A 19888-nucleotide genomic window follows, 5' to 3' on the forward strand; every position below is an offset into this window, starting at 1 on the left:
CATGATAAAAGTTAAAAAAACTAATATTAAAAAAGCAATTCTAATTTCATCCTTAATTACAGCTCCAGCGGCAGTGGGTTTGGGTGCGACATTATTTATGATTCACTCAAAGGAACAGGTCAATGGATTAACAGTATATGGAAACTTCCTTGAAGGTGAAAATAATTTCAGACTTTATTCTCCATTTATTAATGCTTCTCAAGAAGAAAAACAACAAATCGTTGATACTTATAAACAAGCTAAAGAACAATGAAATTCAAGAGATAAAGGATTACTGGAAAAACTAGCTATCCTTGATAAAGCTCAAGAAACTGCTTTTAATTTTTATATTGATTACATCAACCAACTTGAATTTAAAGACCAAGAACCATCAACTTTTTGATCGAAAATTATCCTTAATCAAGAAGCAAGAATTCGTGAACGTGACTTACAAGAACAACTAACTCAACACAAAAAAGACCAAACTTTAAAATTCTTTAATGTTCTTTATAGTGCTGATAATGCACAAAAACAAGAATATTTAAAAAATCTTTCTAGTGTGATTAGTAATTTAGTTGTTTCACAAAACGAGAAATTAAAACCATTTATTCAATTGCTTGAAGAAACTTCAAATCAAATTGATACTCTTCCATTTCAAGGACTCAAAAAAGGTGTTGTTTCATCATTAAATCCTTTATATTCACGGATTATTAGTGCTGATATTCGTTTAAACGAAGTGGAAATTGCTTCACAAGATACTAATAAAGAAGTGTCTAAACTAAATCAAATTCTTGATACCTCAAAACGAGAAATTGATGAAATCAATCAGTATTTAAAACAAATTGAACCATATGTAAACAATACTGCTTATAATCAAACCGAAAAAGATAATGTTAAAAAATTCCTTAATTCAACTAAAATTAACTTAGATTTAGCTTTAACTAAAGCTAATATTCAACAAATTCATGATAGTGTTATTACCTTTTATCAACAAATTTCAGATACCCAAAAATCTGTTTCAGAAATTAAGCAAGTTATTCGTGAATTAAGTGATTATGTTAATCAATTCAATCCATTATTAAAATTTAATAAAGACGTTATTAATCAATTAATCACTCAGGTAACCAATATTAACGACAAAAAAGAACTTATTTCTGCTAAAAGTGATTTATTTAGTCAATTTTATGCTTTAAAATTCACGGATCAATTAATTCAAGAATTAACTCAAAAAACTAATTCGACATTAGAAAATAACATTATCAATAAAACTAAGGCCACTTTAATCAATTCACAAATTCAAGCGATTATTGACCGCAATTTACCGACCAAACAGCTTGCTGATGAGTTATTTGCTTTTTACAACACTCAAACTCAAGAGCTTGAAGATTTAACCTATCTAAATAATGAATTAAAACTAATTCAATCACAAATTGAGCAAGTTAAGAACTTTAAATTTAGTAATGAAGATATTAAAAATCAACTCAATGAGCTCAAAAACCAGGTAATTAAAACTTACTCAAGTAATGTTACTGTTCCTTTTTTAACTGCGGTTAAAAATAAATTAAACGAAGCGTTAAGAAACATTTTAAAAACTAATTTAAAACAATTAATTGCTTTACTTGATACTCAAATTCGAATTGTTAAGAATTTAAATAAACCAATTAATGCAATAGTAATTGACGAAGCTGAAAAATTAAATCAAGCTTCACAACCAATGGTGGAAGATTTTAATCCAATTCCTTCGATTGATTTAATTAAACAAATTCAACTTTACAATATTAAAGTTCAAAATTTAATCAATGCAAATAAACAAAGTAGTGCTGAAGATTATTCAAAATTCACCAATGATTATTTGAAAGAAGCTTTTTCAAATAATGATCCTTCATACGTATTTAGCCAACGTGAGCAAAAACGGATTGATTTATACAACTCTTATAAAAAACAACTCGATGATTTCCGTGCACAAATTAATAATGGAAAAGACAATGCTGAACTTGAATTAAAAATTGAAAGCATTGCTCGTAAATTACAAAGTCTTACTGATACAGCCAGTGATTTCCGTACGCTTTCATTACTTGATAAACAAGCTGAACAAACCATTAAAGAAAAACAAACGAATCCAAACGCTATTTTCTTCCAACCATTTATTGACCAAGTGGAAAGAGCTCGTTCACAGCTTGATGAATTATTCGCTAATCCATCAGCTAGCAAAGAACAAATCGCTCAAGCACATGAAGTTTTAGCAAAAGCTCTCAAAGACTTAAATGAAGCTGATGCTAAGATTTTACTTGAGCAAAAAATTGCTCAATTAAAAAGTGCAATTGATAATAATTACCACAATGACCTTTCTAGTCCTGGAGCAGTCACATTATTGGATAAATACAATCAATTGGTTCGAAATGCTCAAGATGTTTCCGACCAAGAACGTACTAATAATTCAATTTCATTGGCTAATAAATTAATTGATATTGTTCCACATTTATATGAAATGGAACTGAATAAAAAACGTTTATTACAAATTATTGCTGAAAAAACTTCAGCTCAATATACTGGAAATAAAACTAATCAAGCTATTAGTGTTGGTCAAGCAGAAATTGTTAAAGCCGATCAATTAGTTGCTCGATTAAACAGTGGAGATATTATTCCAAATGCTCAAGCGTTTGAAATTGAAAATGGTGAACTCTTTAAACGTGGAGATGAAATTTTACTTGTTTATGAGCAAGAAAAAATCGAAAAAATCAATGAGCATATTCAAGCAAGTGCTAGAACACAAACTGGTGGAGCTAATGCTATTTATAATAACTCACTTTCAAACGTTAACAATTTTGCTAATGTTCAAAAAGCTCAAATTAATTTAGAACTCGCTAAACAAGCTGGTCAAAAAATGGAGCTTTTAAGAGATTTAGCTGATCTGTCTTCACAATTATTGGATATTTATAATCAATATAATGGAACTAATGCCACTCAGTCATTAGCTGATTATGTTGCTTCAGTTCTCAGTAATAATGATTTATCAGTTGGAGATGAAGATAGCACAATTAGTGCTAAAACTAAAGCTTTAGGTAAAGTTAAGGATGTTGTTCAAGCTAAAAAAGAATTTTTAGACGTAGCAAGCAGACTCAGAGCTATTTTTGAAACTAACAAAGATTGAAAAATTTACTCACCTCTTAAAAGTGATATTAGTACTACCAATCAACAAATTGATACAATTATTTTTGATAACAATTTAACTGTTGACCAAATTAATTCTCACAAAACTCAGTTTGAAGCTAAAATAAAGCTTTACGAAACTAGAAAAATTAATTTACTTAATGAATTTAATCAAGCAATTGATGCTGTGGATGCTAAACAAGTTTCAATCGATGCTGATATTGCTAAGTCTTCAAGTGTTCATCCACACTATAGTTTTGCTACTTATTATAATGTTGCAAAAAATGAATATGCAAATGCTAAAACTATCAATCAAAAACCTTTTGTTGACACTAATGATATTAAAACATATGCAAGTAAATTAGAAATTGCTTTTGAAAAAGACAATATACTAAATCAGCTTAAAGATCTTGAGAATACTGCTAATCAAGCAAATTTTGGAAGTACCAATTTACACAATAAAATCAAATCTTCACTTACTAGTTTTGACAATTCACTTAAAGCTTCTTTAGCTTCAAACAATTTAAGCTTAAGTGATGTAAAAGAAATTCAAAGAAAAATTGATCGCTTTGTAGAATTGTTTAGTTTACAAAAACAAATTGCTGATTTTGTTAGTCAAACTCCAAGTCGAATTACTAATTTAACAACCTCAATTGAAACACTAAAAAACGATACTGAAAGTTCATTAATTGCTATTTCTGATACTTATGATGAAATTGATTCTAAATACCAACATTTAAAAACTACTTTTGATAATGAAGCACCTATTCAAGAAATTAGAGAACGGATTATCAATAAACTTGATAGTGATGGTGCTAATACTGGAATTAAGGGTATTAAACAAATACTCACTGATGCACTCGGTGCTACATATGATACTGATATTAACGCTAAACTAAAAACCTATCTCGATAATGCTCAAAGCATAGCTAAAACTAGCACATCTAGAGATGAATTAAACCAACTTTCAACTCAAGTTGATCATGTTCGTGATGAAGTTCCTGCACTTGCAAGTCTAGCTAAAAATGTTGCTAGTGCACAAAATATTCTCACCACTAATAGTAATACTCACAATTCAAATCTAGTTAATGCTTATTCATCTAAACTCAGAGCTTTTAATACTCAAGCTAAAAATAGCTACTTTAAAGCTCAACCAACTCAAGGTGGAAATAATGTTGCCTTTTACACTGATTTAAGTACCAAAATTGATTTTACTGGTAAAAAATTAACCGCTTCAAGTGATTTAGCTAATAAATTAAACGACATTAATACTATTCTTAATAAAGCTACATTTAATCTCCAAAACCTTAATAATGAACCCGGATCAAGTAAACGAGCTGAAATTAATGCTTATTTAGAGAGTTTTGAAACAGTTGCAAATAATGATGAATATACTCAAGCTGCTGTAGATAAAATTACTTTACTTAGTGCTAAAGCTGTCTCGTTTAAAGATCTTATTAACGCTGATGATGAATCTCTTGCTCAAGCCAATAATCTAGCTACAAGCAATTCAGCGACTTCAATTGTGGATTTAAATGATATTCTTTCATTAGTGTGACATAGTATTCCAAGAACCAATCCTTATCCTAATTCTGTACTCGGAAAACAAGCTGGGAATACTTATTCAGTTAATGATTTATTTGATTTAGCCAGTGCTAATACTAAAAACGCTCAAGAATATAATGCTCTTGCTGAAAAAATCGCACTAGAAGTGCGCACTCAAACTCAAAGTATTTTAATGCGAAACACATATCGTAAAGAAACTCATACTCAAATCGAGAATCTCAAACAAACTCAATTTACTGCATTGGTGCATAATGATTTAAAAAATGATTTACTATCATTCTTAGATACTTTAGATAATCAAAATAATAACAGTAAAACATTCAATGATGCTCCAAATAATCTAGGTCAATTGAATCAGATTAGAGCTAAAGTGACCATAATAAATAGCAAATTAGATCAATTGAAAACACTAGCTGAAAAAGCATATCAATTAAATGATACTGCTAATAAAGTTATTAGCAATGATTCATTAGTAACTCAAGCTAAAACCCAAGCTCAAGCACTTATTACTCAAGCTAAAAGTTACTTTAATAATACTGAAAAAATGAATCAAACCGGAAATGATTCTATTCCAAGTCTTAGTACTCAAATTGAAGATCAAAACTTTAAATTAACATTACTTTCAGAATATGAAAATGTCAAAAACCAACTTGGTAGTGATACTGTTCTTGAACAAAATGAAAAAAATGTTATTCAAGCTAAATTAGATACCTTTAAAAATGAATTTAATGTCCCAAATTCAAATGCTCGCAACTTATATAACACTTATTTCAGAACTGTTCAACAAGGCGATACTGCAGATGCTAAAAATAAATTGATTAAATATGTACTCGAAAATGCAATTAATCTGAAAAAAGAATATAATCGTGCATTAACTTTTATTGCGTTAAAAGATGCAAATCTTGATAGTGCTACAGTTACCACTAAATTTAATGAAATTAATAATTTAACTACTGGAGCTAATAGTGTTTTAACTAAACTTTCACAAACCAACAATAATGAAGAAAATAAAATTCAACTTCTTAGCTCACTTAAAGCTAATATTAGTGCATTAATTCAAGCTAAAAAGGATCAAATTACTGAACAATTAAATTCTAATAATGAAATTAAAACATTCTTTGATTTAACTAGTCCAAGCATTGCTGCTGGTAGTACATATGTTGAAGGATTCCAAGAAAAAGGAATTGATCAACTTACAACCGCTAATAATAACAAGGATAATTTAACTTATTCTGAAGTAAATATTTATTTAGCTGATGCTAAATCAGTAGCTAATTTACAGATTTTTGATTTATATAATAAAGCAAAAAATGCAGTTGAAAATATTCAAACCACTGTTAACGATTATGTTAATGCTTTTGCTCCAGGTCAAACCGCAGTTCGTTCTGGTTCAAATTTAAGTAATGATTCTTATACTAATATTGTTGGTCTGAAAGACTTAATTGATAATGCTTTAAGTGCTAATTTTAGTAATATTAACAATTATTCAAGCAAAATTGATGGATTAGTTGGAATTATTAGTGGAAATTACCTGGATGTTTTCAATGAATTTACAACTAGTCTTCAAGATAAATTTGCAGAAAAATTTGGAGATGGAAATCAAGGTAATCCGTTAGGATTTTATACTAATTTATTCAGTACTTTAGACCAATTAAAAACCAATTCAGTCAGTGGAACTCAAAACTTATACGAATACAATCAAGCTGAAGAACTTGAAAATAAATATGATACTTTTAAAAATGAGTATCAAAGTGTGCTAGCCCAATATCAATTAATCAAATCAAAAACCGATGCTGGATCACTTGCTAACTTTGCGACTCTAGTTGATAAATTAAATAAAGAATTATTGGTTTTTGAAACAGCCATTAAAAACACCTTAACCAAAGCATTAACCTTTAATCCACTCGAAGATGTCTTTGCTGATTTATACCAAAACATTCGTTTTTCACAAACTTCTCCATTCACTAGTGCAATTAAGACTGCTCTTGAAACTTTCAAAACTGAACTGAGAAATTTCATTAATAGTTTTAATACTGATGCAGCTACTTTTGACTTTACAAGCATTGATTCAATTTCTCAATTACCAAGTCAAATATCTCAATTGATTCAAAAATTAACTGAATATAAAGATTGAATCAGACAACCAAGTAATAAAAAAATGTTATTAAATGCTGGATTAGAACAAAATCCAAGCAAAATCAATACCTTTAAACCACTTGATGCAACTCTTGATGCTGAATTTGATAAAAAATACAAAGTTATTAGTACTAATGCTCAATTTACTAGAAAGAAATTTGAACAAAGATTTAATGACATTGTTGCATCAGCAGCTCCACAAAGACCTGGAGCAAGTGGTGGAGCAACCCCACTCAATAAAGTCGAAATTGATAATAATAATTTATTCCTTGAAATGTTTGATCAATTTGCTTTTACCGACAAAGATGTCAAAGATGCTAGTGATGTTAAATCAATCTTTTCACCACTCAAATTAAAAGTATATATTCAAAAATTCAGTGTAAATGGATGATTTGAATCAGTTATACAAACTCAAGATGAAGTTGACCGTCAATCACTCAAAGCTAAAGTTGTTTATTCATATGAATCCAATAATACTGATATTGGACCTTTAGAAATTGTTAAAGATGTAGTTATAACCTTTAGAACGTTAGATACTATTGAAATTCCAGGTGAAACTTCAAGTATCTTTATTGACGGCAACAAAGTTGGAACAAGAGCTCGACTTGAAGTGATTGATGTTGATGAAGCTGGATGAAATATTCCACAAGCTTCAAATAACGCTGCCACAAACAACCAAACTAAACAGCAAGTTATTACCAAAGTGTACAACAAAATGAAAGCAGCTATTTTCGGATTAAATAGCCAAAACACAACCCCAAACACTGATATAATCACTCCAAATAATAACTATATTAATAGTTTAACAAGTACCCAGGACCCAAATCTTACTAATGTAAGATATACCACTAATAATAATCGTGCTCGTTTAAGTGCTTATTTAGATAAAAATAATCGTAATTTAGCTAATCGAAGATATGGATTTGATTTTGAAAACCAATTATCAATTCCGATTACTTATAATTTATCACTGACCTCAACTAAAGATTATGAAGTTTTAGATATTCTCCCTATTGATAATGAAAAAGGATTTACTTTCCTACAATTAAACGGTGGATTTGTAACCGGACTTCCTGGAGCTGGTAAATCTGACCCTAGTTTAACTAATAAACCTGAATGATATGATGCTATTCTACGTGGTAGTGGATCGGGGTTTGCTAACATTTACAATAATGGAAATAGATGATGAGAAACTGCCCCTGATCATCTTCCAACTGGAATTAATTTAAACTTATATTCATTTAATATCGATTATGATCCAAGCACAAGAAAAGTGTATTTCTATAATTCGTGAATTGAAAATGCACTCTTTGTGATTAGTAAACAAGAATTTTTAAATGCTGTAAATCAATACAAAAACAATAATAATTTAAGAGCTTCTGACCGTACATTTTTAACTAATCTAGCAAATAGTTTTGGGAATAATCCAGCTAATTATCGTCCAACACCTGAAGAATTATCAAAAGCTTATTCAATTTTCACCTCATTTAATGGTAATATTTTTGACAATTCTAATGCAGACCATTGACTTCCAACTTCGAGAAATACAGCTCTAGGAGGAAATCCAGTGTATGCTATTTCAGGTGGACAAAGTACTGTGTATCGAACTGATCCAAATAATCCATCTACTACTATCTTAAGACCAGTTCCTACACGTGATTTTGCAAACACAGGAAATCAATTAGTTAAAGCTTCAGCTCGAAACTCATTATATTCAGCTTTAATCAATAAATTCTGATTTAAAATTCGTTAATAACCATTTCTAAACAAGAACAAAAGGTTTTGTTCTTGTTTTTTTTGACTAATAATTTCAGCAATATACTAGCTTTAGAAACAAAAAACCAATAATAATAAGCAAAATGTGGAAATGTTTTGATATTTCAGCGTTAAAAACAGGGAAAAGCATAAAACTTAAGTATAATTTTAGTATATTAATTAATCTAATTAAAGTATTGGGTAATTAATATAAAAATTAAAAAGAGGTTATATAAATTGAATAACTTAGAACAAACCAAAACCAAAGATTATTCAAAACAATCAATCATCCTGTGGATGATTGTTATGCTTGGATATCTTTTATTCGTTGTAGACTGATTTATTATTGCTAAGGTAGGTGGAAAACCAACTGCAATTGGATCAGCTGCTCTAAATCCTGGATGAAGCTCGAGCTTTTTTGTTGAATCAGCTGGGCAAATTGCTAATGGAGCAACTAATTGGACAATTACTTTATTAAGGGTAGTCGGTTCAATCCTTTCAGGGATTTTAGTTGTAAAATGGGGACACCGTAAAGCAGTTATCTTTATGATTGCTGTTATGTTACTATCATTTCCAATTTTATTTATCGGAACACCACTTGGTGGTTCGAACCAATTAACACTAGTTCGTGCTTATAATCCAAGCGAAGTAGCAAAAGCTGGTGTGACATTAACTGGAGCTAAAGCTGGTGATTTACTCGGACCAGTTAAAGACTTACAAGATGGGACTTTAATGCTTGCTGATGGAAGTATTGCTAAAGCTGTAGTTGGACTTGATGGAAAAGTAATTGGAACTTCTTCTTCAATTGCAGGATACTCATTATTTATCATTTTCAGAACCTTTGTAGCTGTAGGTGGAACCACCTTGATTGCATACTCGCAACCAATTATTGCAACTATGAAATCTGATCGAACCAAATCATTATTAAATAACTCAAACCAATGAGGATTTAATGGGGGGGTTATTGTTACCTTTCTTCCATTCCTTTTTCTTTCGTTTACTACTTTTGCACAAACCTATTGATTAGCATTTGTGTTAGGAACCTTAATTTTAATCTTCACCAACTTAGTAGTATTCTTCTTTTTATCAAGACCAATTCAACACCTTTGACCACAAGCTAAAAAAGATAGTGATGAAAAACTTGATATTAAGGGATTATTATCTAAAAAAACAACTTGAAAATATATCTCAATGTTTGGAATTTGATTAATTCTTGTTGTTATTCCTTTAACAGGAACATACTGAAATGCATTAAAACAAATTAGTCCTCTTGGATTTGAAGGTGAATTAGAAGGTGGACCTTTCACCTTTAATGCGGCCTTTTTAGGTTTAGTGTGAGTGTTAGGATTATTATTTGGATTTAGCTGTATTGCCGCCTTTGCTAAAACCATTTACAAACGAAAAGCATTTTTAACTTTAACTTATTCAGCAAGTGTCTTTTTCCTTGTTTTAGTAGTTATTACTGCTGCTACTTTAGGAACATCAAGTACTACTGGAATGGTTTTAATTGCTTTATTTACCTTTATTGGTGGTGGATTTGCTTGAGGTGCTTCAGGAATTACTCTTGTACTCCCACATGAATCTAAAGAAATTGACAAACGTTATATTGCTTTAATCTTTGGATTTATCTGAGGATTTGGATATTTAATTTACACTATTTTTGACGCAAGTAATACTGTTATTTATGATCTTGGTAAAAACTCAGCTCTTCCACTAAAAGACCCACATAGACATTATGTTGGAGCTACCATTGGATTAACACTATTCATTCTTGTGTGTGCTAGCGTAGTCTTTATTATTCGTACCTTACCGGAAAGTTACTACAATAAAGATGGTCAATTAGTGCAATTAACCAAAACCTGAAGATGAAATGATTGAAGATTTATTGTTGCTAATAAAGCTAAAAATCGTCATGCTGAAATCTTAAAATAAAGTAAACTAAAAACATACAATCACAAAAACAGGAGCAATCCTGTTTTTGTTTGATAATTTATCACTTATTAGTTAATTGGTTTTATAATTTAAGTATGTGAGGTAGAAAAACAAGAAGAATTTTACAACTTGAAGAATGATTAGCTCAGCGAGAAACAATAATCCAAGAGCATGAATCTTTATTATTAAGCAAAGAGACAACAATCAAAGAATTAAATGATTACGTTCAAGCCCAAGAACAAGAAATTCAAAAATTAAATAAAAAATGAACTTATTTTTTCGAATTAGGTCGTACCCTTGATTTAATAAATCCTTGAATATCTACTTACGTAGAATTATTAAATAAACTTAAAAGTAAATATGGGTTAACTAATTTTGAAAATTATAGTGAATTGCATATTAAAGATTATGTTCAGAACGAAAAGATTGATGAATTAGGTGTTTGAAAATATCAGCGTCATCATATTCATGAATTTGTTGTTAGTGGAGCGATAATTATTCAAAATGAAGAATGATATCACCAAGGTTTATCATTAATTGTTTCTTTTGAAGAACATTGTTTATTGCATTACATAATTGTCATGGCAGGATTCACTAACCCAAATGATGGAATGTTGTTTCAAACTAAAACAATTCAAAGATGAGATCAAATTGTAAAAGAACAATGTGAAATTTTTGGAATTAAATACGTAAAGAATTGAACCAAGTATTTAGTAAGTAATAAAAATTAAATAATATTTAAAAAACTGAATTAGTAACTAATTCAGTTTTTTTTATATCTTTTAATTGAACTATTTTTCTTGTTTGAGTTGATTTAAAATAGCATCAATTTTCATTCCATGGTTAGTGACTTGATCAAGCTCAAAAGTAATTACAGGAACTTTACGTCATGTTAAACTTTTAGCTAACATGGAACGAACAAATCCAGAAGCATTATTGAGTGCTTGAATTCCTTTTTTAGTGCTTTTAGCTAGCGAAACAAATACTTTTAGGTGCGATAAATCAGCAGAAAGCTTTGCATCCACCACCACTGGATCAACCACATTGACATTATTAATATCACGAGCTAAAATATCAGCAACTAGTTGCATGACTTGAGATTCTTTACGAGATAAATTCACGTTATTCATAGTTTAATTATACTTATTTATCAAGATAATGATGCTTATTAAACTTGTATTAAAAAATAAATACAAGTTTAATAAATTAAACATTAAATATTTAAAAGCTCTGTCGGATCAATTTTAAATTGAAGCATATTCGCTGTAGGTCTACCGTTATCTCCACCTTTTCTCTGCATTGTGACTTTTCCAATTTTTACAGAACCTTTAGGACTGATTTTAACTTTTCCATCAGATAGATAGTTATTAATTACCTGATTTATATCTTTTAAAGCTCATTTAAAATCCTGATTTACTTTTTGTGCAACCAAAACTCATTCTGCTGATAATTCTCCTCTTCCTTTCAATATATCTGATATTATTAGCAATTTATTGTTGTTCAATCAATCTAATAATAAGCTTCTTTCGCTCTGAGAAAATTCATCAATAAACATCCTTCTTTTGTCTCTTGTATCTAGCTTATAAGGTGGTAATTCACCAGTAAAGTATTGTAATATTTGATATACATTTAAAGGAATATTTCACAATTCTCGATAGCTTTTCAATCATCTTTTATCAACTTGATTAAAACCTTTTTTATTGCTCACTAATTTAACTTGGATATTTTCATATTTTAGGATTTTCTCGGAAAACATTTGAATTCTTATATTTATATCTACCTTATATCCATTGTTAATCACAATCGCTTTTAAATATTTAATTTTATCTAATTGATATTGCATTATCGACAATCAATTTTGAGCTTGTTTATCGTTTTGTCAATTATTGAACTTTTCGACAATGTATTTTTCATTTTTAAAACCTTCTTTTGCAGTTTTAGAACCCAAACTAATTTTATCCATATTCACCTATCTGTTTATATTTTTCAGCATTGCTTTAGCAATACTTTCAATAACAGTAACAGTCATTGCATTACCTGCTTGAGACAATATTTTATTGTTGTTTAATTGATGTTTTTTGACTTTTTGAGCAATTTTTTTAGGAAAACCTTGTAATAATAGTGCTTCATATCCATTAACTTTTATTAGTTTGTTATCTTTAATATATAGTAAACCATGACGACCATTTCTTAGTGTTGGAAAAACTTTTTCATAAAACCTTAAATCTGATTGGCGCCAATCAATAACATAGTTTTCTAAGTTTAAAATCTGCTCATTAGTATATTTATTTTGATTATATTTATTTGCTAAATATTTTTGAAAAGTGGGGTTGTTAATGTCTAATTCTAAATCATTATTTTGATCTATAAAATAATTAAACGGTTTATCGGAAGAATGTTTAATTGGAAATGTAAATCTTCCATTATCATATTCTTTTTTAAAACCAACCAAATAAATTCTTTCTCTCATTTGAGGAACACCAAAATTAAGACTATTTAAAACTTTTGCATAAACATTGTAACCAATCTCCTCAAGTTTAGATTTAATTATTTTAAATGTTCTTCCTTTATCATGATTTTCAAGTCCCTTAACATTTTCTAGGATGAAATATTTTATATTCTTTTGTTTTAAAATTTCAATTAATGAATATATTATTAAACCACGTTCATCATTAAAACCAGTACGTTTTCCTGCAATTGAAAAACTTTGACAAGGAAAACCCGCAATCATAAAATCAAAATCAGGAAGTTGACTAATATCCAATTTAGTAACATCACCATAATTTTGATTATCATCAAAGAAAAGTTGGTATGTTTGAGCAGTTACTTTATCTATTTCACTATGTCCAACACAAATTAATCCGCTCTTTTCAAGCCCGATTCTTCCTCCACCAATTCCTGAACAAAAATCAAAAAATTTCAACATATATTTCCTTTATTTTCTAATTAAGAACCAGGTATTTTTTTAGGTTTTCCTGTGTCTAAAACACTTTATTTTAATTATACAGAATATTTTTTTTACATTTAAACCTGGACATGCAAATTGGGGTGTGTCCAGGTTTATTAATTTAAAAGTATCTATTTTATTCTCGGAATAGAATTATCATTTATAAGATATTTATATTTATTATCATCAATAAATTTACTGAAAAAATAATCAATTTTATTTATTATAGTCGGAAAGTCTAAAAATTTCACCTCTGAAAATTCGTTAGTATCCAAACCTATATTTAAAACATGTTTATAATCATCAAAATCATAAATTTTAGGAAGAAAATTAGAGGACAAATTTTCCATTATTCTTTTGGTTTTTGCTAATATACAGATATATTGAAATTCTTTATCTATATATTGTGTATTATTATTAGGATGAGCCATAGAATAATGTTGATTAGGGGTTATCGAAATAAGATTTTCAACATAATCTGCTATTTCCGGATAAATAGATTGAGGAAAAATGTGATGAGTTTGAGTAGCTTCAAGAAATTCTGTTTTTTGTGCTACTTCTGAAAGAGAGCGATAATACTTTTCGTTGTATTTTTTAACAACCTTTTTAGCTTTATTGACTGCATATTTAGAAAGAGCTCATGATTTAATTTGATTTATCGAAGGTTCATATTCCTCTCTGGTTAACGATTTACCTTTTCCGCTTAATTCATCTCTTCAATTAAATCTATTATATTGTAAATCACTTAATGTAATAATTTTAGATGATATTCTACCTCTTTCGGTACCCAATTTCTTTAATTTAAAAGACAAAGGATTAATAATTTTTGTAAATATTCTTCCACATTCTGTTTCTTTGTTAATTTTTGTATTTTCTATTGTAAATTGAATAAATTTATTTCTTAATTCTTTATAAGATTCCTTATTTTGTAATTGAAAAAAGTCTTCAAAATATTTGTACAAATCACTATCTTTCAAAACTTTAGTTATATATTCACACAAAAAGTTTAGTGCATTTATAGGTTTTAAGGAGATAAAGTATAATAGCTCTCTATTATGAATTTTGTAGTAATATCTATTGTTTTCTTTTCTTGTTAATAATATTTTGCTATATGACAATAATTTGATTGGTTGACCAAAATATTTATCATATTCATTAGATGCTTTCAACTTTGGATCAGGTTTAGAAAAAATTTCTATAACATTACTTCTTGAATATTCGCTATATCATATGTCTGAAATACAAAATTCAGTGTCATTTTTCTCTGTATATTCAATTATACAATCGGCAATTATAGTTAGAACATCAAAGGTGCATTTTTGATCTATTCACCTTGCGTCTTTAGTTTTTCTAACATCATAATCATGTTGATTTAAAAAATCACTAAATATATTCATATTATTACAATTCCTTATTAATTCCAAATCAATAAACACTCATATTATCTATGTTAAGTGATCGTGTTTGAAAGTTCGTGGCAATTGAATAAAATTGTCTAAATTCATTACTAGAAATATATTTTCTTTGTCTTTCGTTCAATACAAAATCATATTTCTTTTGTAATATCGCTACCGAACCATTTGTAATATAACCAATTTCCTTTTTTAAAAGTCTTGGATAGTAAGTCATATTAGGAGCTAAATAAACATTTTTTTCATTTATGAATTTATAAGTTGTTAATTTTTTAGCTATTTCTTCATCTACATAGCAATCATAATCGGGAATATTTATAATTTGAGAACCATCATCACTTATGTTTTTAGACTTTATTACTCTTATTTGATTCTTTTGTTTTTTATTTACTAGAATCTTATTTGTAATTTGTCGATCTCTAAAAACAGAGAAAACATTAAATATAAATTTTTTATAAACGTTATCAAAAAAGTTGTTTCTGTAAATCACCCAATAAGGAAGTTCATTTGAAAAAATATAGTTTTTTTTCTGGTTTATTTCAATATTTTTAGTAATTGATTTTATAACTATATTTTCTGTTTTTTTAGACGTAATAATTATATTAACTGTTTCAATTAGCACACCTTTAAAACCTAATTCACCAAAATCAATTATAGATTTTATATTTCTTTTTTTTAATTTATCTCTCGTTTCTGTATATTCTGCAGTGTTCAATAAATTTTTAGGTAATATTAATGATATATTTTCAGAATCGTTTAACGCCTTTTCTAAAAACAGACCAGCCAAATTAAAAAGTTTATTGCTGTAATTAAATGTCTTTTTATAGTTTTTGAGTTGATCTAATTTCATTTTTGTAAAAGGTGGATTTCCTATTATTAAATCAAATTTATTTTCAAAATTAGTCATTAGATAATCTTTGTTAACATATTCGATTTCAAAATTATCAGGCACAACACCTTTATCGAATATTATTTTTAAAATATCAATTATATCTGAATCGATATCAACAACAACAACTTTAACTTTTTCTATATGCGAATATTTTTTAAAGATAATTGGTAAAAAATTCCCTGAACCTACAGATGGTTCCAGGATTGAGATTTCTTTTTCTTTAAAATCAGGAAGATAAGATGCTATATTGTTTAATACTTTTTTTGGTGTATAAAACGCAGAATTAAATTGTCTTTTTGTGTTCGATAATTCAATAATTCTAGTTAAATTATTAAACAAAATTTTTTTCTTATTATTTTTAACAAATTTTTTTAAATTACTAATTTTATATAATTCTTCATCTTGAATTAATTTCTTTATATTTTTTATACTTATTTTTTCTTTATTTAAGTATATTTTTATGTTTTCTGCTATTTGTCTAAAAACTTCTGTCGGTACAGCTTCACCTATACTTTGTCTAATGTTTAATTCTTCTTTTTTTGATATTTTTTTCTTTTCATCATTCGATTTGGAATTTAATTCTTCTAAAGATAAATCTAATCATTTAAATTTCTCTGGAATTGTCATCATTTTCATTAGTTCACTGATAGAAAAAACTCTATCCTGTGTCGGGTGAATTGTATTTTGACTTGCTATTTGATCACTCCTTGTGTGAACACAAGGTGCAACTCTGTCAAAACATTGTCTTGTATATTTGTCCCCGTTTTTAGATTTATTAATTAATATTTGTCCATTTAAAATTTTGTGAGGTTTTCTTCAATCTTCAATATTATCGAATGCACTTTGACCTTCTTTTATACCACTTATTCAGTCTCTCATGTGAATTGGGTACTCTCGAAAACTATGATAAAAATTGTTTTTATCATATTCACCTCAATTAAGTATTGACATATTACCAATGACTTCTCTTAAGGTTTTTTCTTTTCTGAAATTTGGAAATAATTCTAACGGTATAATATTCTCGCTTTCGGATTTGTGAACACCAATGACAAGTGTTCTTGTTCTCGAAGAATTAGAACCATAATTTTTAAAATTTAAAACCTTTTTTTCAATTAAAAATTCAGAAGACAATTCCGATTCTATCATTTCGCCAATAGACACAGTTTTATCATTGTATTTACACATTGTTTTTCAGAAACTAGAAACATTTTCGAAAACAAAAAATCTAGGAAGAATTTTTTTTGTAATTTTTACACTTTCAACTATAAGACTATTTCTATTTATTTCGTTATCTTTTTTCTTGTGATTCGCTACACTCATTCCTTGACACGGGGGAGTGGCTATAACAACATCAACTCTATCGTTTCCTTTTCTTTTTCATAAATTTATTTCATCATAAATTTTCTTTTTTGTTTGTTCAATAGTGATATCTCCACTTATATAACCAGATTCATATTTACATTTATTATTTATCCTTTGAATTTGCAATCTTTTATTTATTAGTTCATTTGTAGCGATACACTCAAAATCCTCCATTTTAAATCCATAACATCCAATTCCGGCCGAGGAAAATAATGATATATATGTTGGTTTATTTTTAATCACTTTTTGCCTCCGTTTAATTAAATAAAATTTATTTATATTATCAATAACTTTTATAAATAAAAACAATTATTAATTTGTTTTAAAAAAACAAATTAATAATTTTTAACTAATTATAACAAAAATATAATTAGTTGATCAACCCTTAAAGTTAAAATTCATTTTCTAAGTTTTGTACAATTAACGAAAATTAGATAAAAATTATTTAAGGAAATTAATTCTGTATTTTGAGTAGCTAAGTCTTTTTAATTTAACTTTGCTTTTATTACAGTAATAAAAAAATAAATTTACCAATAGCACTTTAAGCTTGTTAATCAAGATAAAATACTTTTTATTTACGCAAAAAATTTCTGATTTTAAGAGTTAAAAGAAATATTCATGCCTTTTTTAAATGTCAAACTTCCAAAAATTTTAGTAATTAGTAATTAAAACTTCTATTGTTTCATGAGAACTAGCTTTGGATTGATAATTTGAATTATTGTAATTAAAATTTAAAAAATGAATCTTACAACCTAGTGCCCATTTAGTTAAAGTAAGATTCATATAACCTTTGTGGACAAGTACATTAGAAAGAGCAAACTTAATTCCTCTTTCATTCAGTTTATCTAATTGCATAATCAGTTGAATTTCATCTTCGTATGTTCAACCACCATTTTCGTTATAACTTGCCAAGGAAATTAAGTATGGTGGATCAAGATAAACAAAATCATTAACATTATTAATATTTTCAAGAACATTTATAAAGTCTTTATTCATAAACTCAATATTTTTGTTTTGCAGAGCTTTTCAAAAATTAATTAATTTATTTTGCATTTTCAAATTGAAATCTCTTTTACCGGTTGGGGTGTTGAAAAGACCAGAACTATTAAATCTAATTTGATTATTAAATCCATATACTAATAAAAGATAAAGCATTAAATTTTTATTCGGTTTAAAAACCTGATTATTGTAATCCTTTCTTAATTTTAAATAAGCATCATTGTTAATTAATTTAAGTCCAACTGAAGAATCGGTTTTGTAATATTTATAATCAAATTTTTGAGTGTTAGACAAAACATATTGAGATATTAAGGTCTGAATTTTTACTAGCATTTTATCTATATCATTGTTTTTAATGTATTTGAAAAGCTCGATTAATGGTTTTTGGATATCATTAATAATAATTTTGTTTGCTTGAACATTTATTGCAACATTAGCTCCACCTGCAAATACATCATAAAAAGTGTCAATGTTTTTAGGAAAAAAAGGAAGGATTTGGTTTAATAATTTATATTTTCCACCAGAATAATTAATCGGAGATTGAATATATTCTTTCTTTTTCTTTACTGTACATAAGTAAAACAATTCTTTATGGTCTTGAATTTGTGTTTTCCCAGTTGTAAATACCCTAAAAGGAGTTTCGAATAATTGGACTGAACCCCTTTTTAGTAAACTGTGCAAAATTTGGTCACTTGAAATTTTAGCGTTTGAACGACTTGCTCCTTTTTGATCCATATTATTATAAGAAACCAAGATATATTTAGCATTAATATTTTGAATTAAATCATCAAAAACTAAGGGCGCTTTTGATTTGGAATACATTGATTTAATATGGTCTCTATTAACCATTTTTTTAGCAACACCGACAACTTCAGGTTGCTCTCAGTTCACAATGTTTTCAAGAACATGATATGCATCTCCGTATTGTCTTGAGTTGTAAGGTGGATCAATGTACACTAAATCTGCTGATATTTCTCTTACTAATTCATTAGCATCCTTGCAAAAAATTTCATGTCTAATGTTCTTTTCAAGTCTTGGTATTTTAAGAACAATCTCTTGAACTGTATCCATTTTCTTTCGATATGTATCATAATGTCCAAATGTATTAGCAACCTTATCTATAGCATAAACTAATGAAGTTAGTAGAATTGCTTTTTCGCGTTCGTTAAGCTGAAAATTTTCAATTTCTTGACGAATATATCAAATTTTTCTTGCGTTTTGCAACGAAAAATACTTATCACCAAAATTAATTGAAACGTAATTATCTTGAGAAACTTGGGTTTTATTAAGTTGGTCTATTATCTGTGTAATTTTATCAATATCAATTTCTTGATTTCCAAATCAAGTTTGATAAGCGACAAAGTTAGATTTAAGTATATCGTTGACAATTACTTTTTTTCTTTAGAACGGAATAAATTGGCCACAACTCCAGTACCAGCAAAAAGATCTGCCACAGTTGAAATATTTGATGTATTTTGCTCAATAATCTCATTTATAAAACTTAATAATTTTTGTTTAGAACCCAAATATCTTCTATTTGAAATATGCAATTGATTTTCACGTGAACAATCGTGACAATCGTCAAATTTTTGTGATTTTTGAGTTGTTTTTGTCTCATAATAATTCACGTTAAAACCTCCATCTTTTTAAGCTAATAAAAGGATTATACCAATATTCTTATTGTAAAAATTGTGTATCTTCATAATTACAATTTATATTTGATAATTTGTAATTCACTTTGCTTTTTATCAACAAAAA

General features: G+C 27.8%; 10 protein-coding genes. 3 read left to right on the forward strand and 7 right to left on the reverse strand.

Features of this window, described 5'->3' with window-relative positions; translation table 4 throughout:
- The first annotated feature begins 1 nt into the window (after position 1).
- The 3 genes from AC1RP9_RS01670 (at position 2) to AC1RP9_RS01680 (ending at position 11249) form a co-directional block, all read left to right on the forward strand.
- Positions 2–8584 (forward strand): hypothetical protein, encoded by an 8583-nt coding sequence (locus AC1RP9_RS01670; protein ID WP_481822652.1) that lies wholly within the window; start codon positions 2–4, stop codon positions 8582–8584.
- A gap of 239 nt (positions 8585–8823) precedes the next feature.
- Positions 8824–10518, forward strand: a complete 1695-nt coding sequence (locus AC1RP9_RS01675; RefSeq protein ID WP_481822653.1) for a hypothetical protein — start codon at positions 8824–8826, stop codon at positions 10516–10518.
- Between the two features lie 95 nt (positions 10519–10613).
- Positions 10614–11249: a hypothetical protein gene (locus AC1RP9_RS01680; protein ID WP_481822654.1), complete on the forward strand. Its 636-nt coding sequence runs from the start codon at positions 10614–10616 to the stop codon at positions 11247–11249.
- Between the two features lie 60 nt (positions 11250–11309).
- Here the strand turns inward: AC1RP9_RS01680 and rbfA are convergent, their stop codons facing one another.
- The 7 genes from rbfA to AC1RP9_RS01715 all read right to left on the reverse strand — a co-directional run bounded on the left by rbfA (position 11310) and on the right by AC1RP9_RS01715 (position 19758).
- Positions 11310–11648: a 30S ribosome-binding factor RbfA gene (rbfA, locus tag AC1RP9_RS01685; RefSeq protein WP_481822655.1), complete on the reverse strand. Its 339-nt coding sequence runs from the start codon at positions 11646–11648 to the stop codon at positions 11310–11312.
- Between the two features lie 83 nt (positions 11649–11731).
- Positions 11732–12481: a hypothetical protein gene (locus tag AC1RP9_RS01690; protein WP_481822656.1), complete on the reverse strand. Its 750-nt coding sequence runs from the start codon at positions 12479–12481 to the stop codon at positions 11732–11734.
- 6 nt (positions 12482–12487) lie between these two features.
- Positions 12488–13444, reverse strand: coding sequence for a DNA (cytosine-5-)-methyltransferase (gene dcm / locus AC1RP9_RS01695; RefSeq protein ID WP_481822657.1), 957 nt, complete (start codon positions 13442–13444; stop codon positions 12488–12490).
- Positions 13445–13596: 152 nt separating this feature from the next.
- A complete protein-coding gene (locus tag AC1RP9_RS01700; RefSeq protein ID WP_481822658.1) occupies positions 13597–14862 on the reverse strand; it encodes a hypothetical protein in 1266 nt (421 codons plus the stop codon).
- Between the two features lie 4 nt (positions 14863–14866).
- Entirely contained in the window at positions 14867–17374 is a 2508-nt protein-coding gene (locus tag AC1RP9_RS01705) for a DNA cytosine methyltransferase (RefSeq protein WP_481822659.1), read from the reverse strand.
- A 408-nt stretch (positions 17375–17782) separates the two neighbouring features.
- Complete coding sequence (locus tag AC1RP9_RS01710; protein ID WP_481822740.1) at positions 17783–19519, reverse strand: Dam family site-specific DNA-(adenine-N6)-methyltransferase; 1737 nt, start codon at positions 19517–19519, stop codon at positions 17783–17785.
- Complete coding sequence (locus tag AC1RP9_RS01715) at positions 19519–19758, reverse strand: DNA adenine methylase (protein ID WP_481822660.1); 240 nt, start codon at positions 19756–19758, stop codon at positions 19519–19521. Before AC1RP9_RS01715 ends, AC1RP9_RS01710 begins: the two co-directional genes overlap by 1 nt.
- Between the last annotated feature and the right edge of the window lie 130 nt (positions 19759–19888).

This window comes from Mycoplasma sp. 3686h (assembly GCF_056781225.1).